The following is a 21077-nucleotide window of genomic DNA, read 5'->3' as shown; positions in this document are numbered from 1 at the left end:
GGTGAGAACCCTGTGTGAGTTCGCCGCCCGGGAAGGCGATCTGGACTTTCGCTACACGCCCGCGCCCAGTGCCGAAGAGGGCATTGCCGGCCACCAGGCCATTCAGGGGAAACGCGGCTACGGCTATAAAAGCGAGTATTCACTTACCGGTGAATGCATGGGGCTGGAGCTTTACGGGCGGGCCGATGTGTACAACCCGCACGCCGGCTTGTTGGAAGAAATCAAAACCCACCGTGGCGACTTGTCCCGCACCCGGCCCCACCAGCGGGCGTTGCACCTGGCTCAGTTACGGGCATACGGGGCCCTGCTGTGTCGACAGGAAAAGCGCAAATCCCTGAAACTGGCGCTGGTGTATTTTGATATCGGCAAGAACCGGGAAACGCCGGTTACCGAAACCGCCAAGGCCGATGAGCTTTGGCAGGAACTGGAAGCCTTATGTGATCGTTACCGACTCTGGGCGGAACAGGAAGCCCATCATCGGGAACAGCGTGACATTCGCCTTTCGGGCCTGCGTTTTCCGTTTAAACAGTTTCGTCCCCGCCAGCGCCAGCTTGCGGAAACCGTCTATAAAAATACGATTAAGGGCGACACACTGCTGCTCGAAGCGCCCACCGGCCTGGGTAAAACTCTGGGGGCCCTGTTCCCTGCGTTGATGGCCATGCCCGCCGCTAAACACGACCGGCTGGCCTACCTCACGTGCCGTAACACCGCTCGGCAGTTGGCGGTGGATGCGATCGAGCGCTTGAGAGCGGCTCAAGAGGAACCGCAGATCTGGCCTTTGCGCACGTTGGTGTTGGCATCGAAAGCCGACGCCTGCGAGCATCCGGACAAAGCCTGCCACGGCGAGTCCTGCCCGCTGGCCAAGGGGTTCTTCGACCGACTGCCAGATGCCCGGGCCGAAGCCGCCCAGGCAGACACGACGCTTACCCAGGAGGTGCTGGCGAAGATCGCTGCGGGTCACGACATCTGCCCGTACTTTCTGGCTCAGGAGATGGCGCGTTGGTGTGACCTGGTGGTTGGTGATGTGAACCGCATGTTTGATCAGTCGGCCCTGCTCCACGGCCTCACCCGGCAAAACAACTGGAAAACGGCCATTTTGGTGGACGAGGCCCACAACCTGGTAGATCGCGGCCGGGGCATGTATTCGGTTCAGCTGGATCAGCAGCGTTTGCTAAAAATACGCAAAACCGCGCCCAAGGCTCTAAAACCCCATCTGGATCGCACCGCTCGCGCCTGGCAGGGCGTTATCCGTGATCATTTGGAAACCGGCGCCACTCCGGTATTTCTCGACAACTTGCCGCCGGCGCTCACCGGCAGCCTGCAAGGTTTGGTGTCCGGACTTACGGATTATCTGGCGGAAAACCCACCGGACCTGGCGTTACAGGAAGTGCTGTTCGAGTCGGTTGCGTTCATGAAGTTGGCGGACTCGTTCGGCGAACATTCCCTGTGCGAATTTCGCCGCGAAGGCCGAGGCCGCGCAAGCCTGAGCATTCAGAATCTCGTGCCGGCGGATTTCCTGCGTGACCGTTTTCAGGCGGCCGCCTCGGTATTGCTGTTTTCGGCGACTCTCAGCCCCGGCGTGTATTACCGGGACTTGTTGGGTTTGCCCGAAGATACCCGGTTTACCTCCTTGCCCAGCCCGTTCCGCGCCGATCAGTTGCGGGTGAACTTCACGCCAAAGATCAGCACCCGTCAGGCCCATCGCAACGCGTCGGTGGAACCCATTGCCGCGCTGATTGCGCAACAGTATCGGGCGCGGCCGGGGCACTATCTGGCGTTTTTCAGCAGTTTCAAATATCTCAACGAGGTACACGCAGCGCTGGGCAGCCACGCCCCGGATGTACCCCAGCGCGCTCAGTACTCGGCAATGAACCCGCAGCAGAGACGGGAGTTTCTGGCAGGGTTTCGGGAAGAATCCGGCAGCGTGGCGTTTGCAGTTCTGGGAGGGGTGTTCAGCGAAGGCATTGATTTGCCGGGCGATCAGTTAATCGGCGCGTTTGTAGCCACTCTGGGCCTGCCACCCTTTGATGCCTGGCATGAGATTCTCAAACATCGGCTGCAGCAGCGCTTTGGTGCGGGTTATGAATACACCTACCTGATTCCGGGCCTGCAAAAAGTGGCTCAGGCCGCTGGACGGGTGATTCGCACACCGGATGATCAAGGGGTGATCTGGCTGATAGACGATCGTTTTCTACAGCCGCAAATTAGTAGGTTATTGCCGGGTTGGTGGTTCGAAACGGAAGCCGCCGAATAAAGCGGCCTCGTTTTACGGGCTAGGGGTTTCAACCGAAATGGAAAAACGCCAGTTTGTTGCCATCCGGATCTTTCACATAGGCGCCGTAGAACTGGTCAGGAATACGCTGCCCCGGCTCGCCGTCACAGGTTGCTCCCAATTCAACGGCCTTTTTGTAGTAGGTATCAACCGCCTCTTTCGAGCCTGGCTGAAACGCCAGCATGTTGCCGTTACCAGGATGGTTCGGCGTGCCGTTGAACGGTGTGCAAACGGCTAACATGGGTGACTTCATATTTTCACCGATAAACGCAATGCGGCCCATATCCAATAGCACCTTTGCACCCTCGCCTCCCAGAAGATCCGTGTAGAACTTCTTGGCTTTTTCCATATCGCTGACACCGATGGTGACGTATCCAATCATGCTCTGTTCTCCGATTTTGCGCTTTTGTCTGCGCGGTTGGTTTTAAATCTTTACTCTTTATTCCTGTTCTCTACCGTAAGCCTGTTGTCCCACTGAAAATCCGCTGCCCAGCCCAGAGCCTGGGGTAATGGCAGGGGTTTACTGTAGAAAAAGCCTTGGCCCAGATCGCAGCCAAGTTCAATCAGTTTGCGCTCAACGTGCTCGTTTTCAATACCTTCTGCCACCAGCCGCCGGTTAAAGCTCTTTGAAAGGCTGACGATGGCACTGACAATCATACTGTCGTCCTTATCCTCTAACATATCCAATACGAACGAGCGGTCTATTTTGATCTCCTGCGCTGGCAGCCTGCGAAAATAATCCAGAGACGAGTAACCGGTTCCGAAATCATCCAGAGAAATATCCACACCAAGATCACGACAGGCTTTTAGATTCCGCAGAACGGCTTCGGTGTCGTCCATCGCCGTGGTTTCGAGAATTTCGAGGATGAGGTGCGCGCGCAATTCTCTCGGGCAATCCTTGAGCGTATCGGAGATGTCGTCCCGGAACTGCTGGCTCAGGAAATGCGACGGGCTCAGATTGACGCTCAGGGTATAAGGCAGACCCTGCTGCGCAAAGTTCAACAGTTGTTTCACCGCTTCCCCGATGACGAAGTTCCCAAGGGTACGTGCATATTCTGTGTATTCGATGTGTTCCAGAAAGTGGGCCGGGCTCAGAACGCCTTCCTGTGGGTGATTCCAGCGTATAAGCGCTTCAAATCCCGCCACCGTTCGGCTACGGAAGCAGATTTTGGGCTGATAGTACAATTCCATCTGATGCTGGTGCAGGGCATTGCTGATCTGGTCCAGTACCCTGACTCGCTCTTTGCGGGTTGAATGTGACTCAAGGTCGAAGATCTTGAAGCAGTTCTTGCCGGTCTCCTTGGCGGCGTACATGGCCTGATCCGCATGACGAATGAGCAAGTCCGTATCCGAATCGTCGTCCGGATACACCGTCACGCCCATGCTGCCAGAAATCTGAAGCACGTGGTGCTGAAAGTTGATGGGTTGCCGGATAGCCTCCAGAAGACGGGCATACACCCGTTCATCGCCCACATCACGGAGGATGGCCACAAACTCGTCGCCGCCAAGGCGAGCAACAATGTCGTGATGTCGCACAGTGGCCAGGAGTTTGTCGGCCACGGATCTCAAAACCGCGTCGCCCACGGAATGACCATGCTGGTCGTTGATCGTTTTGAAGCCGTCGAGATCAATAAAACAGACGGACACCAGGCCGTTTCGCTTGCCGGCTTCATACAGCTCCTGTTCAAACAGCTCGGTGAGCCGGTGGCGATTGGGCAGGCCGGTTAGCGCATCGAAATTGACCGCCAACTCAAGATCTTGTTTATGAGCGCTTTTTTCTTCATATAATCGCTTGCGTTCGATCAAGTTGCCGAGGGTTTGGGACAGAGGTGCCAGTTCATCAGCAAGCTTCTGAGTGTAACCTTCCGGTCGGTTCGCAAGGCCAATCAGGCCCAGGTGCGTAAGCCCGGAGAACACCGGGATACCAATATAGGTATGAATGGGTGGGTGTCCGGCCGGGAGGCCACCGCGTCTGGGGTCTGTGGCCAAATCGTTGGAAATAATCGTCTCGCCGGTGATAAGAGGTTTCCCAAGGATATTATCCAACTGGTCGAACACCATGCCCCTGCGTTCCACCTCCTGGTACAGCGCTTGTGTTTCGGGGTTCCACGCAAGGTTGGTAATGGCGCCAATCCGCAGAAAAGGGGTGCCGTTACTTTCGTGCAAAACTTCGCCGATAAATCCGAATAGGCTTCCCGTCAGAGCCAGCAGATCGTTGAGCATCTGGGAATAGGCTGAGTGCTCGTTGTCGCTGGTTAGGAATACGTTCTGGGCATGATGAATGGCGCGATTAAGGCTGGAAACCGGCACATACTCACTTTTGTCCGACTCGATGTATAAGCGCTCCAGTACTTCCTCCACCATGCCGGCCAACGTGCGGAGCACATCGAGGTCTTTCTCGCGGAACTGCCGTGGCTTGTCATCAATGATGCACAAACTACCGATTTTAAAACCGCCCGGCTCGCGCACCGGCATGCCGGCGTAGAAGCGAATGTGCGGGCTTCCCACAACAAGAGGATTATTGCGAAAACGCGGATCCAGAGCGGCATTTTCAACAACAAAAATCTTATCCTGCCGAATGGTATGGTCACAAAAGGCCACGGACCGAGGTGTTTCGGTAACACCAAGGCCCTGCCGGGATTTGAACCACTGGCGATCACGGTCCACCACCGTGAACAAGGCCGTTTTTACCTGATAGTGCTGGCGGGCCAGGCGAGTAATACGCTCAAAGCGTTCTTCAGGAGGGGTATCAAGAATCCCGAGACGGGTCAGAGCCGCGAGTCGTCTTTTCTCGGTGTCCATATCATTCATTCGGGATCCCTGATGAAGCCAGCGAATGAAATGTTAGCAGAAGAACATTCCCGACTTCGTGACATTTGGTGAGCCGCAAAAACATAAAGGTAAACCGGGCTTCCGGAAACATCAAACCAAGCAAACTTGATATAAATAAATTATAGCAGCCGGTTTTGGGAGTGCCAGCAGCCGCCCTTCGCGCTCTTTTAACGGATGTATTCTGGATGGAAAGGGCGGTCTGTCGATCGATGTGGCGATTTATGGTGATCGGGTACGGGAGTGTCGGAAATATTTACATATTTATTCTTAACGGCCAATAAGTTTATGCAACTATATGAATTTAAAGGGATGTTATATGCGGCACAATGTTTGCTTTTTTACTGACGCTGGCCATTTCACGCTTGGTTGGTGTAAAACAATTTGGAGAATAAGTATGAAAAGCCAAACAAAAAAAGCAAATATTGTCCTCGCAACGACCTTCATGGCCGCAATGCCGGTAGCGGCATTCGCAGCCCCTATAACAGACCTCGACAATCAACCCTGGCAAAGAAGTCTCACGACGGAAGGCGGAACAGCGGAAATTGTGGATCTGACCGGGCTAGGCGGCAACCTTGAAAACAATGCACCATTGCCAACGGGGGCGGTAAAACTTCAGACCGGCTCTGCAAGTGGTTCACGCGCTGAAATTCAGCTTCTTCCTGATGGCGGTTTTGGTACTGTCAACGACCTTTTTAACTCGAACCTCTCATTCGGCTATTCGATGTACAAGGGCGGTACGGGGGCTGCTGAACCGGCGCCCTCGTTCAAAATGCAGTTCTATAATCCCGAACCTGTACAGGATCGGGATGGATATATGGAGTTGGTTTTTGAGCCATACTGGAACCAGCCCGGTTCTGAGGGTGCAAGTTCTGCGGTACCTATGGGTGACTGGATTGACTACTCTGTCGATATCACCAGTGGCCTTTTATGGAGCACCGGTGGCTTTGGCACAGGCAACAGTGGAGGTGGACCACCATTACTTACTTTGCAGGATTGGCTTTCTACGCTAAATTCGGATTTTGGCGACGCTAGTTTGTTCGGTATCAGTCTGGGCCTGGGCTCGAATACCCCCGACCAGATTGGCTACGTCGATAATGTCAGGGTCAACGCCGGGAATTACTCGAGGACATTTGATTTCGAAGCCTCCTCTGAAGTACCTGCACCAGCATCACTGCCATTGCTTCTGATCGGGTTGCTTGGAGTCGCCGCAAAGAGGTTGCGTCGTCATTCATAAATGAGCAACGAAACCCAGCCACAAACGAAAAAGGGCTCATCCGAAGATGAGCCCTAAGTCGTTAAAATCATGGTCGGCGTGGCAGGATTCGAACCTGCGACCCCTTCGTCCCGAACGAAGTGCGCTACCAAGCTGCGCCACACGCCGATCAACCGCAAATATTATACGGATTCACTGTTTTTTTACCAGCCCCGGGTCTGATAAAAAAGCATCTGCAAACGCGCTGAGATTGTCATGGATTGCCACACTGGCGCCGGGAATCGGGCGCGTTTTCAGATGCCGTTCCGTGTCTTCGCCGTTGCCTGTGCGCACCAGCACGGGCCGGCAGTTTTCCGCAAAACCGGCTTCCAGATCCTTGCGGCTGTCACCGACCATAATGGCGCCGTTCAGGCTGTCGAGATGAAAGTGTTCGCGGATCTGCAGCAGCAGACCTGTGAGCGGCTTGCGGCATTGGCAGCGTTCGTCTGGATGGTGCGGGCAGTAAGCGATGAAACTGATACGGCCGCCCTGGGCTTCCAGCAGCCGCGCCATCTTTTCGTGCATGCCATCCAACACATCAACGCCGTAGAAACCCCGTGCAATACCGGACTGATTGGTCGCGATGGCAATGCGATGACCGGCTTTGCAGAGCCGTGCCAGCGCCTCAATGCTGCCGGGAATGGGTCGCCATTCGGCCACAGAGCAGATGTAACAGCCATCATACTCGTTGATGACCCCGTCCCGGTCGAGAATAATCAGCATCGTTCAGCCAGCGGCGGGCAGCAGTGAGATATCTGCGACGCGCAAAAACAGGTTGTGCAGGCGGTTCAGTAGCGCAAGTCGGTTGTCCCGCACGGCTTTATCTTCTGCCATAACCATAACCTCGTTGAAAAAGCAGTCGACAGGCTCCTGCAGGCTTGCCAGTGACTGCAGCGCGCTGGCGTAGTGGCCTAGCTCAAACAGCGGAAGCACTTTCTCGGTCTGCTGATCTACCCGTGCTGCCAGGATTTTCTCGGCCGCATCCTGCAGCAGACTGTCGTTAACGGTTTCGCCCACGCTCTCGCCACCTTGTTTGGAGAGAATATTCGATACCCGTTTGTTTGCGCCTGCCAACGCCAGAGCTTCGGGAAGTTGGCGGAAGGCTTCAACGGCTTTTATCCGGCGGTCGAAATCCAATGGACGGGTTGGGCGGCGCGCGTGAACGGCCAGGTACACTTCGGCACCGATGCCCTGCTCGTCATAGTGCGCCCTGAAGCGCTCAAGTATGTAATCAACAACGCTGGAGGCGGTACCTTCCGGGGCCAGCCCGCTGAAGTTCTCTTCGGCCCACTCGCAGCACGTCTGCAGATCAAGGGGCAGTTCCCGCTCAATGATGATGCGCAGCACGCCCAAAGACGCGCGTCGCAGGGCGAATGGATCCCGAGTGCCGGAGGGTGGTTGGCCAATGCCGAACAGCCCGACCAGCGAGTCCAGGCGATCCGCGATGGCGAGCGCGCAACCGGTCTGGGTGGTGGGCAGATTATCTTTGGCGAAGCGTGGCATGTATTGCTCGTTCAGCGCTTTGGCCACATCCGCTGGCTCACCGTCATCAACGGCGTAGTACTGGCCCATGATGCCCTGAAGATCGGTGAACTCGAGTACCATTTCAGTGACCAGGTCGGTCTTCCCGAGCATGGCGGCTCGCTCGGCCAGCGCGGGATCGCTGCCAATAGCGGTGGCAATTTTACTGGCCAGGGCGGCAACCCGAACGGCCTTGTCATAGACGCTTCCGAGCTTTTCCTGGAACACGATGGGCTTGAGCCGCTCAATGCGGTCTTCTAACCGGATTTTACGATCGGTTTCGTAGAAGAACGCAGCGTCTGAGAGGCGCGGGCGGATCACTTTTTCATTGCCGGAAATAACCTGGGCGGGGTCTTTGCTTTTAATGTTGGCGACGGTAATGAACAAGGGGAGCATTTGACCGTCGTCGCCGACCACGTGGAAGTATTTCTGATGTTCCTTCATGGAGGAGATCAACGCTTCTGCAGGAACGTTCAGAAACCGCTCTTCAAAGCGCCCCATTAGCGGCACCGGCCATTCGTTAAGGCCGGTTACTTCGTCCAGAAGATCTTCGTCTATCACCGCTCTGCCGTTGGCCTTGGTTTCGGCAAGGGCATTAACACCCGACCGGATCTGCTCGCGACGCTTGGCGAAGTCGGCAATGACATAGCCTTCTTGCTCAAGCACGACTTCGTAATCGGCCGGCGTGGGAATGATCAGGGGTTTGGGGCAATGGAAACGGTGGCCCCGGGTTTTGTTGCCCGGAGTCAGCCCCATGATGGGCGTATCAATAATCTTGTTACCGAACAGCATAACCAGCCAGTGCACAGGCCGGACAAACTCCGTGCGGTGCGCGCCCCAACGCATGCGTTTGGGGATGGGCAACGATGCCAGCGACTGCTCAACCAGGCCGGCCATCAGATCCACGGTTGGTTTACCCTGCTCTATCATCCGATAAACCACCCAGGCTCCCTTGTCGGTTTCCAGGGTGTCGAGCTGATCCGCGGTGACGCCCAGGGAGGTGGCGAAGCCGGTCAGCGCCCGTGTGGGATTGCCGGAATCATCAAAGGCGGCCTTGATAGCCGGGCCGCGTTTTTCCACCGGCTTGTCGGGTTGGGCATCGGCCAGATTGCGGATGCGGACGGCCAGGCGCCGCGGCGCGGCAAACGCTTCTACTTTGCCAAATGCGATGCCGGCCTCTTCCAGACCTTTAGTAATGCCCTGAGTGAACGCATCAGACAGAGGTTTAAGTGCTTTCGAGGGCAGTTCTTCGACGCCCAGTTCGACCAGAAAATCCTGCTTTGCCATGATTATGCGTTTCCCTCTGCCTGTTGTTCCTGCGGTGCCTGCTTCGCTTTTTTGCCTTTCTTGCCGTTGGCCTTGTTATCGGCCGCTTCGGCTATGGCCAGCACTTCCTGGCGAATGGCCGCCTGGGCGAGCGGGAAGCCGAGTGTGCGTCGGCTGTCGAAGTACACCTGGGCAACGGCTCGGGCCAGCGTGCGCACGCGCAGGATAAAACGCTGGCGTTCGGTGACGGATATGGCGTGGCGGGCATCCAGAAGATTAAACGTATGAGACGCTTTCAGTACTTGTTCGTAGGCCGGTAGCGCTAGGCCGGCTTCGATCAACCGGGCACTTTCACGCTCGTGGACATCAAAGCTCTGGAACAGAAACTCAACGTCTGCGTGCTCAAAATTGTAGGTGGACATTTCCACTTCCTGCTGATGAAACACGTCGCCGTAAGTCACGACACCGTCAGGACCTTCGGTCCAGATCAGGTCGTAAACGCTGTCGACCCCTTGCAGATACATCGCGAGGCGCTCCAGACCGTACGTGAGTTCGCCGGTAACCGGGTAGCATTCAAGGCCGCCTACTTGTTGAAAATACGTAAACTGGGTGACTTCCATGCCGTTCAGCCAGATTTCCCAGCCTAAACCCCAGGCGCCCAGGGTGGGAGACTCCCAGTTGTCTTCTACAAAACGGATGTCGTGAACCAGCGGATCAAGGCCCAGGGCCCGCAGTGAGTCGAGATAGAGTTCCTGAAAGTTGTCCGGTGAGGGCTTTAGCACCACCTGAAACTGGTAGTAGTGCTGCAAACGATTCGGATTTTCACCGTAACGACCGTCTGTGGGGCGTCGGCTGGGCTGAACATAGGCAGCGTTCCAGGTCTCCGGCCCAATAGCCCGCAGGAACGTGGCCGGGTGGAAGGTGCCTGCGCCCACTTCCATATCCAGGGGCTGAAGTACCACACAACCGTGCTGTGCCCAGAAAGTCTGCAGAGCCAGAATCAAGCCTTGAAACGTTCTGGTGTCCGGGGTGTTGCTGTCCGTTTCGTTACCCATCGCCTTGCCTGTTGCCTTATTTATCACTACGTTTGCCTGCTGCTGGTCGGTCTGTGTGTGGCGCATTATACGCTCGCCAAATCGGTATTTCTAAGGGCGTGCCATGTACTTGATTGTGAATCAGAAGAACGTCAGCCCTACGGCGAAGAGCTTCTCGACTTCCCGCACCCGCGACTTGTCTACCAGAAACAGGATGACGTGGTCATCCGGCTGCACCCGCAGGTGGTCGTGGGCGATCAGCACTTCGTTGTGACGGACAATCGCGCCAATGGTTGTACCCTGGGGCAGATTGATTTCATCCAGCCGGCGGCCAATGACTTTTGACGACTTGTGATCCCCGTGTGCAATGGCCTCGATCGCCTCGGCCGCGCCTCTGCGCAGTGAGTGAACGTTTACTACATCACCACGACGCACGTGGGTGAGAAGGCTGCCGATGGTGGTTTGCTGAGGCGAAATTGCCACGTCAATTTCGCCTCCCTGGATCAGATCCACGTAGTCGGGGTTGTTGATCAGGGTGAACACTTTGCGGGCGCCCAGCCGTTTGGCCAGCAACGACGCCATGATATTCGCTTCGTCATCGTTGGTGACCGCGCAGAACACGTCGGTGTTTTCGATGTTCTCTTCCAGCAATATGTCTTTGTCTGCGGCGTTGCCTTCAAGCACAACCGTTTTGCGCAGATTTTCTGAAAGCAACACGCAGCGTTCGTGATTACGCTCCAGCAGCTTCACCTGGTAGCGATTCTCCAGCGTGTGCGCCAGGCGTTGGCCAATGTTGCCGCCGCCGCAGATAAAAATGCGCTTGTAATTTTTGACCAGGGGCTGCAGCTCGCTCATGACCGAGCGGATGTGATCGGCGCCGGCAATGAAAAACACCTCGTCACCGTCTTCAAGCACCGTGTCGCCCCGGGGCATGATGGCGCGATCTTTGCGAAAAATGGCGGCAACCCGAGTTTCAATTCTGGGCATGTGAGCGCTCAGATAAGACAGCTCTCGCCCCACCAGGGGGCCGCCCTTGGTGGCGCGAATAGCGACCAGGCGAACGAGACCCTTGGAGAATTCCAGTACCTGCAGGGCGCCCGGGTACTCAATCAGGCGTGTGATGTGCCGGGTAACCAGATGCTCCGGACTGATCATCACATCGATGGGAAATCCGCCCTCCCCGAACAGTTCGTTGCTGGAAAGATAGGCGCTGGCCCGCACACGGCTGATTTTGGTGGGCGTGCTGAACAGAATTTTGGCAACCTGGCAGGCGACCATGTTGGTTTCGTCGCTGTTGGTGACGGCAATCAGCATGTCGGCATCTTCGGCATTCGCCTGGCGCAGTACCGACGGGTAGGACGCATTGCCCTGCACGGTTCGAATGTCGAGGCGATCCTGCAGTTCGCGCAGCCGCACGGCATCTGTATCAATGATCGTTATGTCATTGGCTTCGCTGGCCAGGTTTTCAGCCAGCGTGCCGCCCACCTGGCCGGCACCGAGAATCAGGATCTTCATGGTTCGGATTTCTCCAGTACGGCATAGAAAAAGCCGTCATGACTGGTTGGATCGGGAAGAAGCTGTCGTCCCGTGCCCATATTGCGCCCCCACTGAACCTCTGGCTCAACCAGAACGGCGGTGCTTTGTTGTTTAAGAAACCGTTGGATTATACGGTGGTTTTCCTGGGGGAACACGGAACAGGTTGCATAGACCAGGCGCCCGCCCGGTTTGAGCACGGACCACAGGGCTTGCAGCAGCCCGAGCTGGATAGCCGCCAGCGGCACAATGTCGGTTTCCCGGCGTAGCAGCTTGATATCCGGGTGGCGACGGATAACGCCACTGGCGCTGCAGGGCACGTCGAGCAGAATGCGATCAAAGGCGTCGCCGTTCCACCACTGTTCAATATCGGCTGCGTCTGCCTGCAATAGAGTGGCGTGTAAATCCAGCCGATCGAGATTTTCCTGAATTCGGGGAAGACGCGCAGCCGATTCGTCGATGGCAACCACGTCCGCAAGCTCGGCCTGGCTTTCAAGAATGGCGCAGGTTTTGCCGCCGGGGGCTGCGCAGGCATCAAGAACCCGCTGCCCCGGAGCCAGGTCCAGCAATTCGGTGCACAGCTGTGCGGCTTCGTCCTGAACGCTGACAGCGCCATCGGCAAACCACGGAAGCTGGTCAACCTGCACCGGCCTGCCAAGCTGAATACCGTAAGGTGCAAAGCGGGTGGCGGTGGCCGCTATGCCTGCCTCGGTTAACAGCGCAAGATACTCGTCACGGCTGAAGCGCAGAGCATTCACTCTCAGCGTCATGGGTGCCTGGGCGTTGTTTGCCTCCAGAATATCCTGCCAGTTATCCGGCCAATTGTGGCGCAGCTTTTCCACCATCCAGACGGGATGGCTGAATCGTCTGGCATCGTTTTCGGGTTCAGGAGCGCCGTCACGCTCGGCAGCCCGCAAAATGCCATTTACCAGACCGGTAAGGTGAGGTTTGTCGAGGGCGCGACAGGCTTCCACGGATTCGTTCAGGACGGCGTAGGTCGCTTGCTGGCTGAAGCGCAGTTGAAAAAGCGCGATCAGCATCAAATGGTGAACAATGCGATCCGGTTGCTTTATCGGTTTTTTCAGCCGGCCGTTCAGTTCACCGTCGAGGCGATGAAACCAGCGGCAGGTGCCGTAACAGAGCGCTTGAAGCACCGGACGCTCGTTGGGCGCAAGTTGCTGCAACGCCGGCGGCAGGCACTGGGACAACGACTCACCGCTTTCCACTGCCAGCAACACGCTTGCCGCAACCGCGCGCATGGGCTGGTCGGGCTGATCGTAGCGATCCATGTCAGCGCAGCTCCTGTCCGGGCAGCAGCAGCTGTTTGCCGCCGTTGATCAGATCGTTAACGCTCTGGGCGCGAGATCCGGGCAACTGCAGCCGAGTGATGCGCAGCGTGCTGTTGAGAGTTCCGTGGAGAGCGCCGTGCCCGCAGGCAACGTCAATACCTGCCCGCTCCCGCCTTATTACGGTGCCCGCCGGATGCTGGCTTTGTTCATCGATAGCAGTGGCTTCGTGAATCCGGAGACGTTGCTGTTCAAGATCTGTATAGGTGCCGGGCCACGGGTTGAACGCGCGAACAAGGCGATCAATCGCAATGGCGCTGAGCGACCAGTCGATATGGCCTTCTTCTTTGGAAAGTTTGTGGGCATAGCAGGCCTGTTCGTCATTTTGGCTTTCGCCACGGAGTTCGCCTTTTTCCAGCTGGTTCAGCGCTTCAATAATGGCGTTGCCGCCCATTTCGGCGAGGCGGTCGTGAAGGCTGCCGCCGGTGTCGCTTGCAGCGATGGGGGTCAGGGATTTCAACAACATTGCGCCCGTATCCAGCCCTTTATCCATCTGCATGATGGTGATGCCCGTTTCGCTGTCTCCGGCGGCTATCGCGCGCTGGATCGGTGCCGCACCGCGCCAGCGGGGCAAAACAGAGGCGTGAATGTTGAGGCATCCGTGTACCGGTATCTCCAGCACCGTCTTGGGCAACATCAAGCCGTAGGCTGCAACGATCATGACATCCGGTTGGAGGTCTGCCAGTTCCTGTTGCGCTTCCGGCGTTTTCAGGCTCTCGGGCTGGAATACCGGAATGCCATGGTCCAGAGCGACCTGTTTAACCGGGCCGGGTTGAAGTTTTCGGCCCCGACCTGCTGGCCGGTCCGGCTGGGCGTAAACGCCCACGATGGCGTGGTGGGTGCCCAGCAGCGCGCTCAAAGCGCTAGCTGCGAAATCCGGAGTGCCGGCAAAAACGAGTCGCACGGTGTTGGGTCTCTGTCTCGTTGAATACGAAAAGACCGGGCCATGGCCCGGTCCAGTCTCTTTTATAAACGTCTCATGGGCACTTCAAGCAGCATTCACGCGCTTTGCTTGTGAAGCTTTTCCAGTTTTTTACGGATGCGGGTGCGCTTGAGGTTGCTGAGATAGTCGACAAACAGCTTGCCGTTCAGGTGATCCATTTCGTGCTGGATGCAGACCGCCAGAAGGCCTTGGGCCTCGATTTCAAACGGCTTGCCGTCCCGACCAATCGCACGAATAATGCAGTGCTCTATACGTTCAACGTCTTCATAAAAACCGGGCACCGAGAGGCAGCCCTCCTGCATGACTTCGCGCTCGCCATCCAGTACTTCGACCTGCGGATTGATGAACACCCTTGGTTCACTCTCGTCGTCAGACAAGTCCATCACGATGATCTGCTTGTGAACGTTCACCTGCGTCGCCGCCAAACCAATGCCGGGCGCATCGTACATGGTCTCGAACATGTCGTCGATCAGCGTCAGGTCGGCGTCTGTCAGGTCGCCAACCGGCTTTGCGATGGTCCGCAAACGGGGGTCCGGGTACTCAAGAATGTCTAATATCATAATACTCGTACTTTTTGGCCTGTATGACGAATGTCAGGGTTTCGGACTGGCACTCTTTAATGGGGCTTTGCTTAACGTTTAACGTTGCCTTTTGTAACCGTGTGAAAGCGATCACTGAAATGCGACAGCGTACTGCGCAAATTGTTCCTCTCATACTAACATGAGCAGCGTTGCGCTTCCTTGGCTGTATTATCCAACAATTCACCGATTGAGTACAAACTGATCAGGCGATAGTTAAAAGCTTTTGAAAAGGCCATAGAATTGACTGGAAGAACAAAAGATAACATCACAATTTGTGAGACTTCTTCTATAGTAACTTGCATAACAACGTAATAAGCTGCAGACAACTTTCTGCATCCTTACCGGAATTCACTGAATCAAGGCACAGGATCAAGGACTTAGATGATGAGGAAACTGCTGTACGCTCTGGCAGCCACTACGCTGCTAATCACCTCTTGGGCTCACGCTGCACCAGAACTGCGGTCTGATCATCCTGAACGCTACACGGTAGTGAAAGGCGATACCCTCTGGGATATTTCTGGGCGCTTTTTGAGCGAACCCTGGTACTGGCCGGAAATCTGGCACGTGAATCCTCAGGTCGCAAACCCGCACCTGATATACCCGGGTGATCTGCTGGCGCTTGTTTACATTGACGGCAAACCCCGGATCACCAAGGTGGCGTCCAATAACGGCGTTGTGAAATTGTCTCCCAAGGTGCGGTCCAAGCAAATAGATACGCCCATTCCTGCCATCCCTCTGGATGCAATCGGCAGCTTCTTGACGGACACCCGGATTGTCAGTCACGAGTTGATCGATGCGGCACCTTATGTGCTGGAGGGCAAAGACAGCCGCATCCTGACCGGAGCCGGCGACCGTGTGTACGCACGCGGTAAAAAGCCCGCCGACAAGGTGGGTTTATTCCGTCGCAGTAAAGAATTTGTTGATCCGGACACCGGAGAGTTTCTTGGTCTGGAAGCGCGTAGCATTGCCCGGGGTAATGTTGTGGCTGAGGATGGAGACATTCTGACGTTGGACCTGACACGCTCCAGTGAAGAGGTTCGTATAGGGGATCGCTTGCTGGTTAATGAAGACCGTCGCCTGACGACCAGTTTTGTGCCCAGCTCTCCTGACCGGGAGGTCGAAGGCAAAATGATATCGGTGGACGGCGGTGTTACCCAGATTGGCCAGTACAATGTGGTTGCCATCAATCGAGGCAGTCGCGAGGGGCTGGAGGCTGGCAACGTCATGGCTATTCTTAAAGCCGGAAACCTGGCGCGTGATCCGGTGACCAACGAAATCGTTGAGTTGCCCTCCGAGCGAGCCGGTTTGCTGATGGTCTTCCAGGTTTATGAAAAAATGAGCTATGGTCTGATCCTGAAGGCAACTCGTTCGCTGACGGTCGGCGACAAGGTAACCAACCCCTGATTTTTTAATCGGCTAATCAACAGTCGGGCCAGGAAGGCCCGGCTTTGTTTTTTCAAGGATGATGCGGTGTTTTATTCTTCTTCTGCCCAGTGGCTTTTTCTGACTTGTTTGCCCAAATTCGGGCGTTCCCGCTGGCGAGCCATGCTCGCAGTGTTCCCTGACCTCACCGACCTCCTTGCTAAAAATTCAGCGACGCTTCGAGCGCACGGCCTGCATGCTGAAACGGTCGCGGGCATTCTTGCGTGGCAACAACAGGATGAAAGCAATACGTTCGTGAACGGGGTCCGGCAGATTTTGCTGGACTGCAAGCGGCACGATATCGGTATTGTGTGTTGGCCGCACTCTGATTATCCGGAAGTTCTGAGGCACATCCACGATGCCCCGCTGGTGTTGTATACCCTGGGCGATTCCAGCCTGTTGGGCCATGAACAGATCGGTATTATTGGCAGTCGCAATGCGACACCCGCCGGACTGGATCATGCGCGCCGGTTTGCGGCGGAGTTAAGCAACCGGAAATTACTGGTCACCAGTGGCCTGGCTCTGGGGGTAGATGGCGCTGCACATGCAGGCGCACTGGATGCCGGGTATGCCACCATTGCCGTGGTGGGTTGCGGGCTTGATCGCACCTACCCAAACCAGCATCGTCGCCTTGGCCAGCGGGTTGTCGAGAAGGGTCTGATGGTGTCTGAGTACCCACCAGGCACGCCTGCAAGAGCCGCCCATTTTCCCCAGCGTAATCGTATTATCAGCGGCCTGAGCCGCGGCATTCTGGTGGTTGAGGCCGGGCTTAAAAGTGGCTCTCTGATCACCGCCCGCATGGCGTTGGAGCAAGGGCGCGAGGTGTTCGCCATCCCCGGATCCATTCACAGCCCGGTAGCGCGAGGCTGTCACTATTTGATCAAGCAAGGCGCCCGACTGGTTGATACGATTGACGATATTCTTGAAGAGCTGGGCGCATCCTGGTTGCTACCGGCAGATTGTGCCGCGCCGAATCCGGCCGGTGCGCTGGACAGCCGGGAAATCGCGGTGTTTGAGGCATTAGGGTATGATCCCCAGTCAACCGATACACTGTGTTTGGCAACCGGTCTTCCGGCCGACCAGCTTGTTCAGTCTCTTCTGCTTCTTGAACTTGAGGGGCTGGTAAGCTCTGCGCCTGGAGGCTTCCAGAAAATCGCTTAAGCCCGGTGTAATGATTCATCCTGTTTCTGGTCTGACGACATCAACATGGCTGTGCTCAACCCTATCAACAACTGGCAGTTGCACTGCGCCCGCAGGACAATTCTGCACGGCGGCGTTATTGCCTACCCTACCGAGGCTGTCTGGGGCCTGGGGTGCGACCCCTGGAATCTTGAGGCGGTGATGGGCATTCTCGATCTAAAGAACCGGCCGATGGAAAAAGGCATGATTCTGGTCGCAGCCTCTGTAGAGCAAATTCGGTTTTTGCTGGATCCCCTGCCCGAAACGCTTCAGCTGGAAGCCCGGAGCCACTGGCCCGGGCCGGTCACCTGTTTGCTGCCGGATGTAAACCGGCAGATTCCAGAGTGGGTGCGTGGCAGCCACAGTTCCATTGCGGTAAGAGTCAGTGAACACCCGGTGGTGAAAGCGCTTTGTGAAAGCGCCGATATGCCTCTGGTTTCCACCTCCTGCAATCCTGCGGGGCGAGAGCCAGCGCGTAACGCATTGCAAGTGCGCCGTTACTTCAATAACCAGCTTGACTGGATCGTGCCGGGCGCCCTTGGCGGTAACCGTAAGCCGAGTCGCATTATTGACATTGTCAGCGGTAAACAGCTTCGTTAGGAGAATTCATGCCACAGCAACCGGATATTAATGCGGTTAAGCAGTATCTGCTTGGCCTGCAGGAAAGCATATGTCAGCGCCTGGAAGCGCTTGAAGGCGGCGCGGAGTTCGTTCGTGATGCCTGGGATCGACCCGAGGGCGGCGGCGGTGTCAGCCGCGTGATCAGCGACGGCCGGCTTTTCGAAAAGGGCGGGGTCAACTTCTCCCATGTGATGGGCGATGTCATGCCCGCGTCTGCCACCGTGCATCGCCCACATCTGGCAGGGGCACCCTGGCAGGCTATGGGGGTTTCTCTGGTGATTCACCCGAACAACCCGTATGTGCCGACATCCCACGCCAACGTGCGTTTCTTTATTGCCACGCCGGAGAATGCCGACCCGGTTTACTGGTTTGGGGGTGGTTACGATCTGACACCTTACTACGGCTTTGACAACGACTGCGTGCACTGGCACAAAACCGCCGAAGCCGCCTGCGCGCCATTTGGCGACGATTTTTACCGGCGTTACAAAGACTGGTGCGACGATTATTTCTATCTGCGCCATCGGGATGAACCCCGGGGCATTGGTGGGCTATTCTTCGACGATCACAACACCGGTGATTTTGAACAGGATTTCGGTCTGATGAAATCCGTTGGTGATAGTTACATTGAGGCTTATGAACCTATTGTCCGGCGCCGTATGGACCATGTTTACGGTGAGCGCGAGCGCGATTTCCAGCTCTATCGGCGTGGGCGCTATGTTGAATTTAACCTGGTGTACGACCGTGGCACGCTGTTCGGTTTGCAGTCCGGCGGGCGCACAGAATCCATCCTGATGTCGTTGCCACCTCTGGTGCGCTGGGATTACAGCCGTGTGCCTGAAGCCGGCAGTGAAGAAGCACGGCTAACGACGCACTTTCTCACCGGGCGCGATTGGCTAGCCGATCGCGCGCAAAAAGCGAGGTAGGCTATGAGCGATGAACGGTATGCGGTAGTAGGCCACCCGGTAAATCACAGCAAATCGCCGAGAATTCACAGCCTGTTTGCCCGCCAAACGGGCGAGCCGGTGGAATACACCGCAATTCAGGCGCCCCTGGATGATTTTGCGGCAACGGTTCAGCAATTTTTTGCCGGCGGAGGCCAGGGCCTCAATATAACCGTGCCGTTTAAAGAGCAGGCGTGGGAGTTGGCGCAGTGCCGGGCGCCGCGAGCCCAAAAAGCCGGTGCGGCCAACACGCTTTATCACAACCGTGAAGGGCAATTAACGGCGGATAACACGGACGGCCATGGGTTGGTTCAAGACCTTCTGGACAACCATGGTGTTCAACTCAAAGGCGCCCGAATACTGATTCTGGGCGCCGGTGGCGCGGTTCGCGGCGTTTTGGGCCCGGTGCTGGAACAAATGCCGGCGAGCTTGACCATTGCAAACCGTACGGTGGCCAAAGCCGATGCTCTGGTGGCACTTTTTGCCGATGAAGCCGGTGCCATAAGCCTGAGTGCCTGCGGGTTTGGCGCGCCGGATCAGCCGTTCGATGTCATCATTAACGGCACCAGCGCCAGCCTGCAGGGAAATTTGCCACCTCTTTGCGCAAATGTGATGGCGGCCAATACGGTGGTTTACGACATGATGTACTCTTCACAGACCACCACGTTTAACCAATGGGCGCTGAATAACGGAGCCGTGCGGGTATTCGATGGTTTGGGGATGCTGGTTGAACAGGCCGCCGAATCGTTCCGGATTTGGCGCGGGGTGCGCCCGGAAACGGCGCCGGTTATTGATGCGTTGCGTAACGACTGACGGGCTTTCCATAAAGGCATCCATAAGGGCCATCCAGTAAAGGCTATCCAATAAGGGCTGTGCATGGACATTCTTACCCTCGTAGGGCTTGTCGCCGGTATTCTGATTGTTATTCTGGCGATGCTGGCAAACGCCTCTCTATTGACCTTTCTCAATCTGCCGGGGCTGGCCATCGTGATTGGTGGCACCTTTGCGGTAACGCTCATAAAGTTTCGGATGTCCTCAGTGATGAGCGCTTTCCGTATGTCCATGAGCGCTGCATTTACCGATAGGGTTGAGCGACCTGCGGAGCTGATTCGCGAGGCAAGTGCACTGGCCCACGTGGTTCGTAAAGAGGGGGTTCTGGGTCTGGAAAACCACCGAACGGATAACGAATTCCTGCAAAAAGCCATTAATCTGTGTGTGGATGGCCATCCGCCCGAGTTGGTTGAAGAAGCCCTGGCCCAGGAATCCCAGCAAATGGCAGAGCGCTATGAAGTGGCTGAACGGGTCTTCCGTGGCATTGGCGAGTCTGCGCCGGCTATTGGTATGTTGGGAACGCTGGTAGGCCTGGTACAGATGCTCAACTCACTGGACGATCCCTCATCCATCGGCCCGGCCATGGCTGTCGCACTGTTGACCACCCTTTACGGCGCTTTTATTGCGCAGTTGATCGCGCTTCCACTGGCGGACAAACTTCAGCTCAAGGCAGAAGATGAAAGCCGTAATCAGATTCTGATCATTACCTCTATCCGCAACATCATGCGCGGTGAAAACCCCCGGGTAATGACCGAACTGCTCTCCTCGTTCGTAACGCCGGAGCAGCGCACAGGGCTGGCGCCGGAGCGGGAGACCTGAGGCCTTGCAACCTATCCGGAAAAACCGCAAACCCCGGCTGAAGAATCAAACGCCTGCGTGGATCGTGACCTTTGCCGACCTTGCCACTCTGCTGCTGACGTTTTTTATTCTGCTGCTGTCGTTTGCGGAAATGGATATCGAAAAATACAAGGCCATGGCCAACTCCATGTCCGTGGCGTTTGGTTCCGCCAGCGTGCTGGCAGACGGCATTGGCGGCTCGCCGATCACCCTGGTTGAATCGGACACAGTGTCCCTGCCAGAGCCCACCGAGTCGCCGACATCCGAGCCGGAATTCATTGACGAACGAGCGCCGGAATCGGCAACCACCGTTATTTCGGGAGGCGTTCTGGACCTGGCCAGCAGAATGATTGGTGAGCTGGAAAGCGAAGTGGCATCCGGCGCACTGAGTGTTAATTACGATAAAAACAAAGTGGTTATCCGGTTTTCTGAGGAGGCCACGTTTCGCTCCGGTGAAGCGTCTATTAAGCCCGAGATGATTCCCATCATTGAACGGGTGGTGGGCGTTCTGGCGGGTTGCACCGGCGATGTGCTGGTTTCCGGCTACACCGATGACCGGCCCATCTCAAGCAGCCGGTATCGTTCCAATTGGGATCTGTCCGCCGCACGCGCCGTATCCGTTGTGCACGAGCTTGTCCTGAATCAGCAGGTGTCTGCAGAGCGCGT

18 protein-coding genes and 1 tRNA gene are annotated in these 21077 nt (G+C 56.4%); 9 read left to right on the top strand and 10 right to left on the bottom strand.

Translation table 11 applies throughout. The features are described from left to right. Window position 1: 1 nt before the first annotated feature. Window positions 2-2254, top strand: a complete 2253-nt coding sequence (locus ENI00_RS12430) for an ATP-dependent DNA helicase (protein ID WP_304102761.1) — start codon at window positions 2-4, stop codon at window positions 2252-2254. Window positions 2255-2282: 28 nt separating this feature from the next. Here the strand turns inward: ENI00_RS12430 and ENI00_RS12425 are convergent, their stop codons facing one another. Both ENI00_RS12425 and ENI00_RS12420 read right to left on the bottom strand, forming a co-directional pair. Then, window positions 2283-2654, bottom strand: coding sequence for a VOC family protein (locus ENI00_RS12425; RefSeq protein ID WP_304102758.1), 372 nt, complete (start codon window positions 2652-2654; stop codon window positions 2283-2285). 50 nt (window positions 2655-2704) lie between these two features. Continuing rightward, complete coding sequence (locus tag ENI00_RS12420) at window positions 2705-5083, bottom strand: sensor domain-containing phosphodiesterase (RefSeq protein WP_304102756.1); 2379 nt, start codon at window positions 5081-5083, stop codon at window positions 2705-2707. Window positions 5084-5498: 415 nt separating this feature from the next. Here ENI00_RS12420 and ENI00_RS12415 point away from each other — a divergent pair, with 415 nt between their 5' ends. Continuing rightward, window positions 5499-6338: a PEP-CTERM sorting domain-containing protein gene (locus ENI00_RS12415; protein ID WP_304102753.1), complete on the top strand. Its 840-nt coding sequence runs from the start codon at window positions 5499-5501 to the stop codon at window positions 6336-6338. 70 nt (window positions 6339-6408) lie between these two features. On the opposite strand, the gene ENI00_RS12410 is transcribed toward ENI00_RS12415, so the two are convergent. From ENI00_RS12410 to def, 8 genes are all read right to left on the bottom strand, one after another. After that, window positions 6409-6485, bottom strand: a tRNA-Pro gene (locus ENI00_RS12410). A gap of 24 nt (window positions 6486-6509) precedes the next feature. Further along, on the bottom strand, window positions 6510-7079 hold the full coding sequence (gmhB, locus tag ENI00_RS12405) for a D-glycero-beta-D-manno-heptose 1,7-bisphosphate 7-phosphatase (RefSeq protein ID WP_304102750.1): 570 nt from the start codon (window positions 7077-7079) through the stop codon (window positions 6510-6512). Window positions 7080-7082: 3 nt separating this feature from the next. Beyond that, window positions 7083-9164: a glycine--tRNA ligase subunit beta gene (gene glyS / locus ENI00_RS12400; RefSeq protein ID WP_304102747.1), complete on the bottom strand. Its 2082-nt coding sequence runs from the start codon at window positions 9162-9164 to the stop codon at window positions 7083-7085. A gap of 2 nt (window positions 9165-9166) precedes the next feature. Next, on the bottom strand, window positions 9167-10198 hold the full coding sequence (gene glyQ / locus ENI00_RS12395) for a glycine--tRNA ligase subunit alpha (RefSeq protein ID WP_304102770.1): 1032 nt from the start codon (window positions 10196-10198) through the stop codon (window positions 9167-9169). A 120-nt stretch (window positions 10199-10318) separates the two neighbouring features. Beyond that, complete coding sequence (trkA, locus tag ENI00_RS12390) at window positions 10319-11692, bottom strand: Trk system potassium transporter TrkA (protein ID WP_304102744.1); 1374 nt, start codon at window positions 11690-11692, stop codon at window positions 10319-10321. Continuing rightward, complete coding sequence (rsmB, locus tag ENI00_RS12385) at window positions 11689-12999, bottom strand: 16S rRNA (cytosine(967)-C(5))-methyltransferase RsmB (protein ID WP_304102741.1); 1311 nt, start codon at window positions 12997-12999, stop codon at window positions 11689-11691. Before rsmB ends, trkA begins: the two co-directional genes overlap by 4 nt. A gap of 1 nt (window position 13000) precedes the next feature. Beyond that, window positions 13001-13960 carry a methionyl-tRNA formyltransferase gene (fmt, locus tag ENI00_RS12380; protein WP_304102738.1) on the bottom strand — a complete coding sequence of 320 codons (960 nt, stop codon included), beginning with the start codon at window positions 13958-13960 and terminating at the stop codon, window positions 13001-13003. A gap of 95 nt (window positions 13961-14055) precedes the next feature. Continuing rightward, the gene (gene def, locus ENI00_RS12375) at window positions 14056-14562 is read right to left on the bottom strand and encodes a peptide deformylase (RefSeq protein WP_304102767.1); all 507 of its coding nucleotides are present in this window, start codon (window positions 14560-14562) and stop codon (window positions 14056-14058) included. Between the two features lie 402 nt (window positions 14563-14964). On the opposite strand from def, the gene ENI00_RS12370 reads away from it, so the two are divergent. The 7 genes from ENI00_RS12370 to ENI00_RS12340 form a co-directional block, all read left to right on the top strand. Then, window positions 14965-15984, top strand: a complete 1020-nt coding sequence (locus tag ENI00_RS12370; protein WP_304102764.1) for a LysM peptidoglycan-binding domain-containing protein — start codon at window positions 14965-14967, stop codon at window positions 15982-15984. A 66-nt stretch (window positions 15985-16050) separates the two neighbouring features. Then, window positions 16051-17163: a DNA-processing protein DprA gene (dprA, locus tag ENI00_RS12365; RefSeq protein WP_304102736.1), complete on the top strand. Its 1113-nt coding sequence runs from the start codon at window positions 16051-16053 to the stop codon at window positions 17161-17163. A gap of 45 nt (window positions 17164-17208) precedes the next feature. Then, window positions 17209-17781, top strand: a complete 573-nt coding sequence (locus ENI00_RS12360; RefSeq protein WP_304102733.1) for an L-threonylcarbamoyladenylate synthase — start codon at window positions 17209-17211, stop codon at window positions 17779-17781. A gap of 8 nt (window positions 17782-17789) precedes the next feature. Next, window positions 17790-18725, top strand: coding sequence for an oxygen-dependent coproporphyrinogen oxidase (gene hemF, locus ENI00_RS12355; RefSeq protein ID WP_304102731.1), 936 nt, complete (start codon window positions 17790-17792; stop codon window positions 18723-18725). 3 nt (window positions 18726-18728) lie between these two features. Continuing rightward, a complete protein-coding gene (gene aroE, locus ENI00_RS12350; protein WP_304102728.1) occupies window positions 18729-19556 on the top strand; it encodes a shikimate dehydrogenase in 828 nt (275 codons plus the stop codon). 63 nt (window positions 19557-19619) lie between these two features. Next, a complete protein-coding gene (locus ENI00_RS12345; RefSeq protein WP_304102725.1) occupies window positions 19620-20393 on the top strand; it encodes a motility protein A in 774 nt (257 codons plus the stop codon). A gap of 4 nt (window positions 20394-20397) precedes the next feature. After that, window positions 20398-21077: flagellar motor protein MotB (locus ENI00_RS12340; RefSeq protein ID WP_304102721.1), on the top strand; the 680-nt coding region annotated here is incomplete at its 3' end.

Source organism: Marinobacter antarcticus, from assembly GCF_011049865.1.
Classification (GTDB): domain Bacteria; phylum Pseudomonadota; class Gammaproteobacteria; order Pseudomonadales; family Oleiphilaceae; genus Marinobacter; species Marinobacter antarcticus_A.
Note: the sequence above shows the minus strand (reverse complement) of the source record. Positions and strands in the feature narration are given on the sequence as shown.

Bases quoted from the DNA above. Each gene is read 5' to 3' on its own strand.
- hemF (WP_304102731.1), top strand. From the start codon at position 17,790: ATGCCACAGCAACCGGATATTAATGCGGTTAAGCAGTATCTGCTTGGC.
- ENI00_RS12370 (WP_304102764.1), top strand. From the start codon at position 14,965: ATGAGGAAACTGCTGTACGCTCTGGCAGCCACTACGCTGCTAATCACC.
- ENI00_RS12415 (WP_304102753.1), top strand. From the start codon at position 5,499: ATGAAAAGCCAAACAAAAAAAGCAAATATTGTCCTCGCAACGACCTTC.
- ENI00_RS12345 (WP_304102725.1), top strand. From the start codon at position 19,620: ATGGACATTCTTACCCTCGTAGGGCTTGTCGCCGGTATTCTGATTGTT.
- rsmB (WP_304102741.1), bottom strand. From the start codon at position 12,999: ATGGATCGCTACGATCAGCCCGACCAGCCCATGCGCGCGGTTGCGGCA.
- trkA (WP_304102744.1), bottom strand. From the start codon at position 11,692: ATGAAGATCCTGATTCTCGGTGCCGGCCAGGTGGGCGGCACGCTGGCT.
- glyS (WP_304102747.1), bottom strand. From the start codon at position 9,164: ATGGCAAAGCAGGATTTTCTGGTCGAACTGGGCGTCGAAGAACTGCCC.
- glyQ (WP_304102770.1), bottom strand. From the start codon at position 10,198: ATGGGTAACGAAACGGACAGCAACACCCCGGACACCAGAACGTTTCAA.
- ENI00_RS12420 (WP_304102756.1), bottom strand. From the start codon at position 5,083: ATGAATGATATGGACACCGAGAAAAGACGACTCGCGGCTCTGACCCGT.
- gmhB (WP_304102750.1), bottom strand. From the start codon at position 7,079: ATGCTGATTATTCTCGACCGGGACGGGGTCATCAACGAGTATGATGGC.
- aroE (WP_304102728.1), top strand. From the start codon at position 18,729: ATGAGCGATGAACGGTATGCGGTAGTAGGCCACCCGGTAAATCACAGC.
- ENI00_RS12360 (WP_304102733.1), top strand. From the start codon at position 17,209: ATGGCTGTGCTCAACCCTATCAACAACTGGCAGTTGCACTGCGCCCGC.
- ENI00_RS12425 (WP_304102758.1), bottom strand. From the start codon at position 2,654: ATGATTGGATACGTCACCATCGGTGTCAGCGATATGGAAAAAGCCAAG.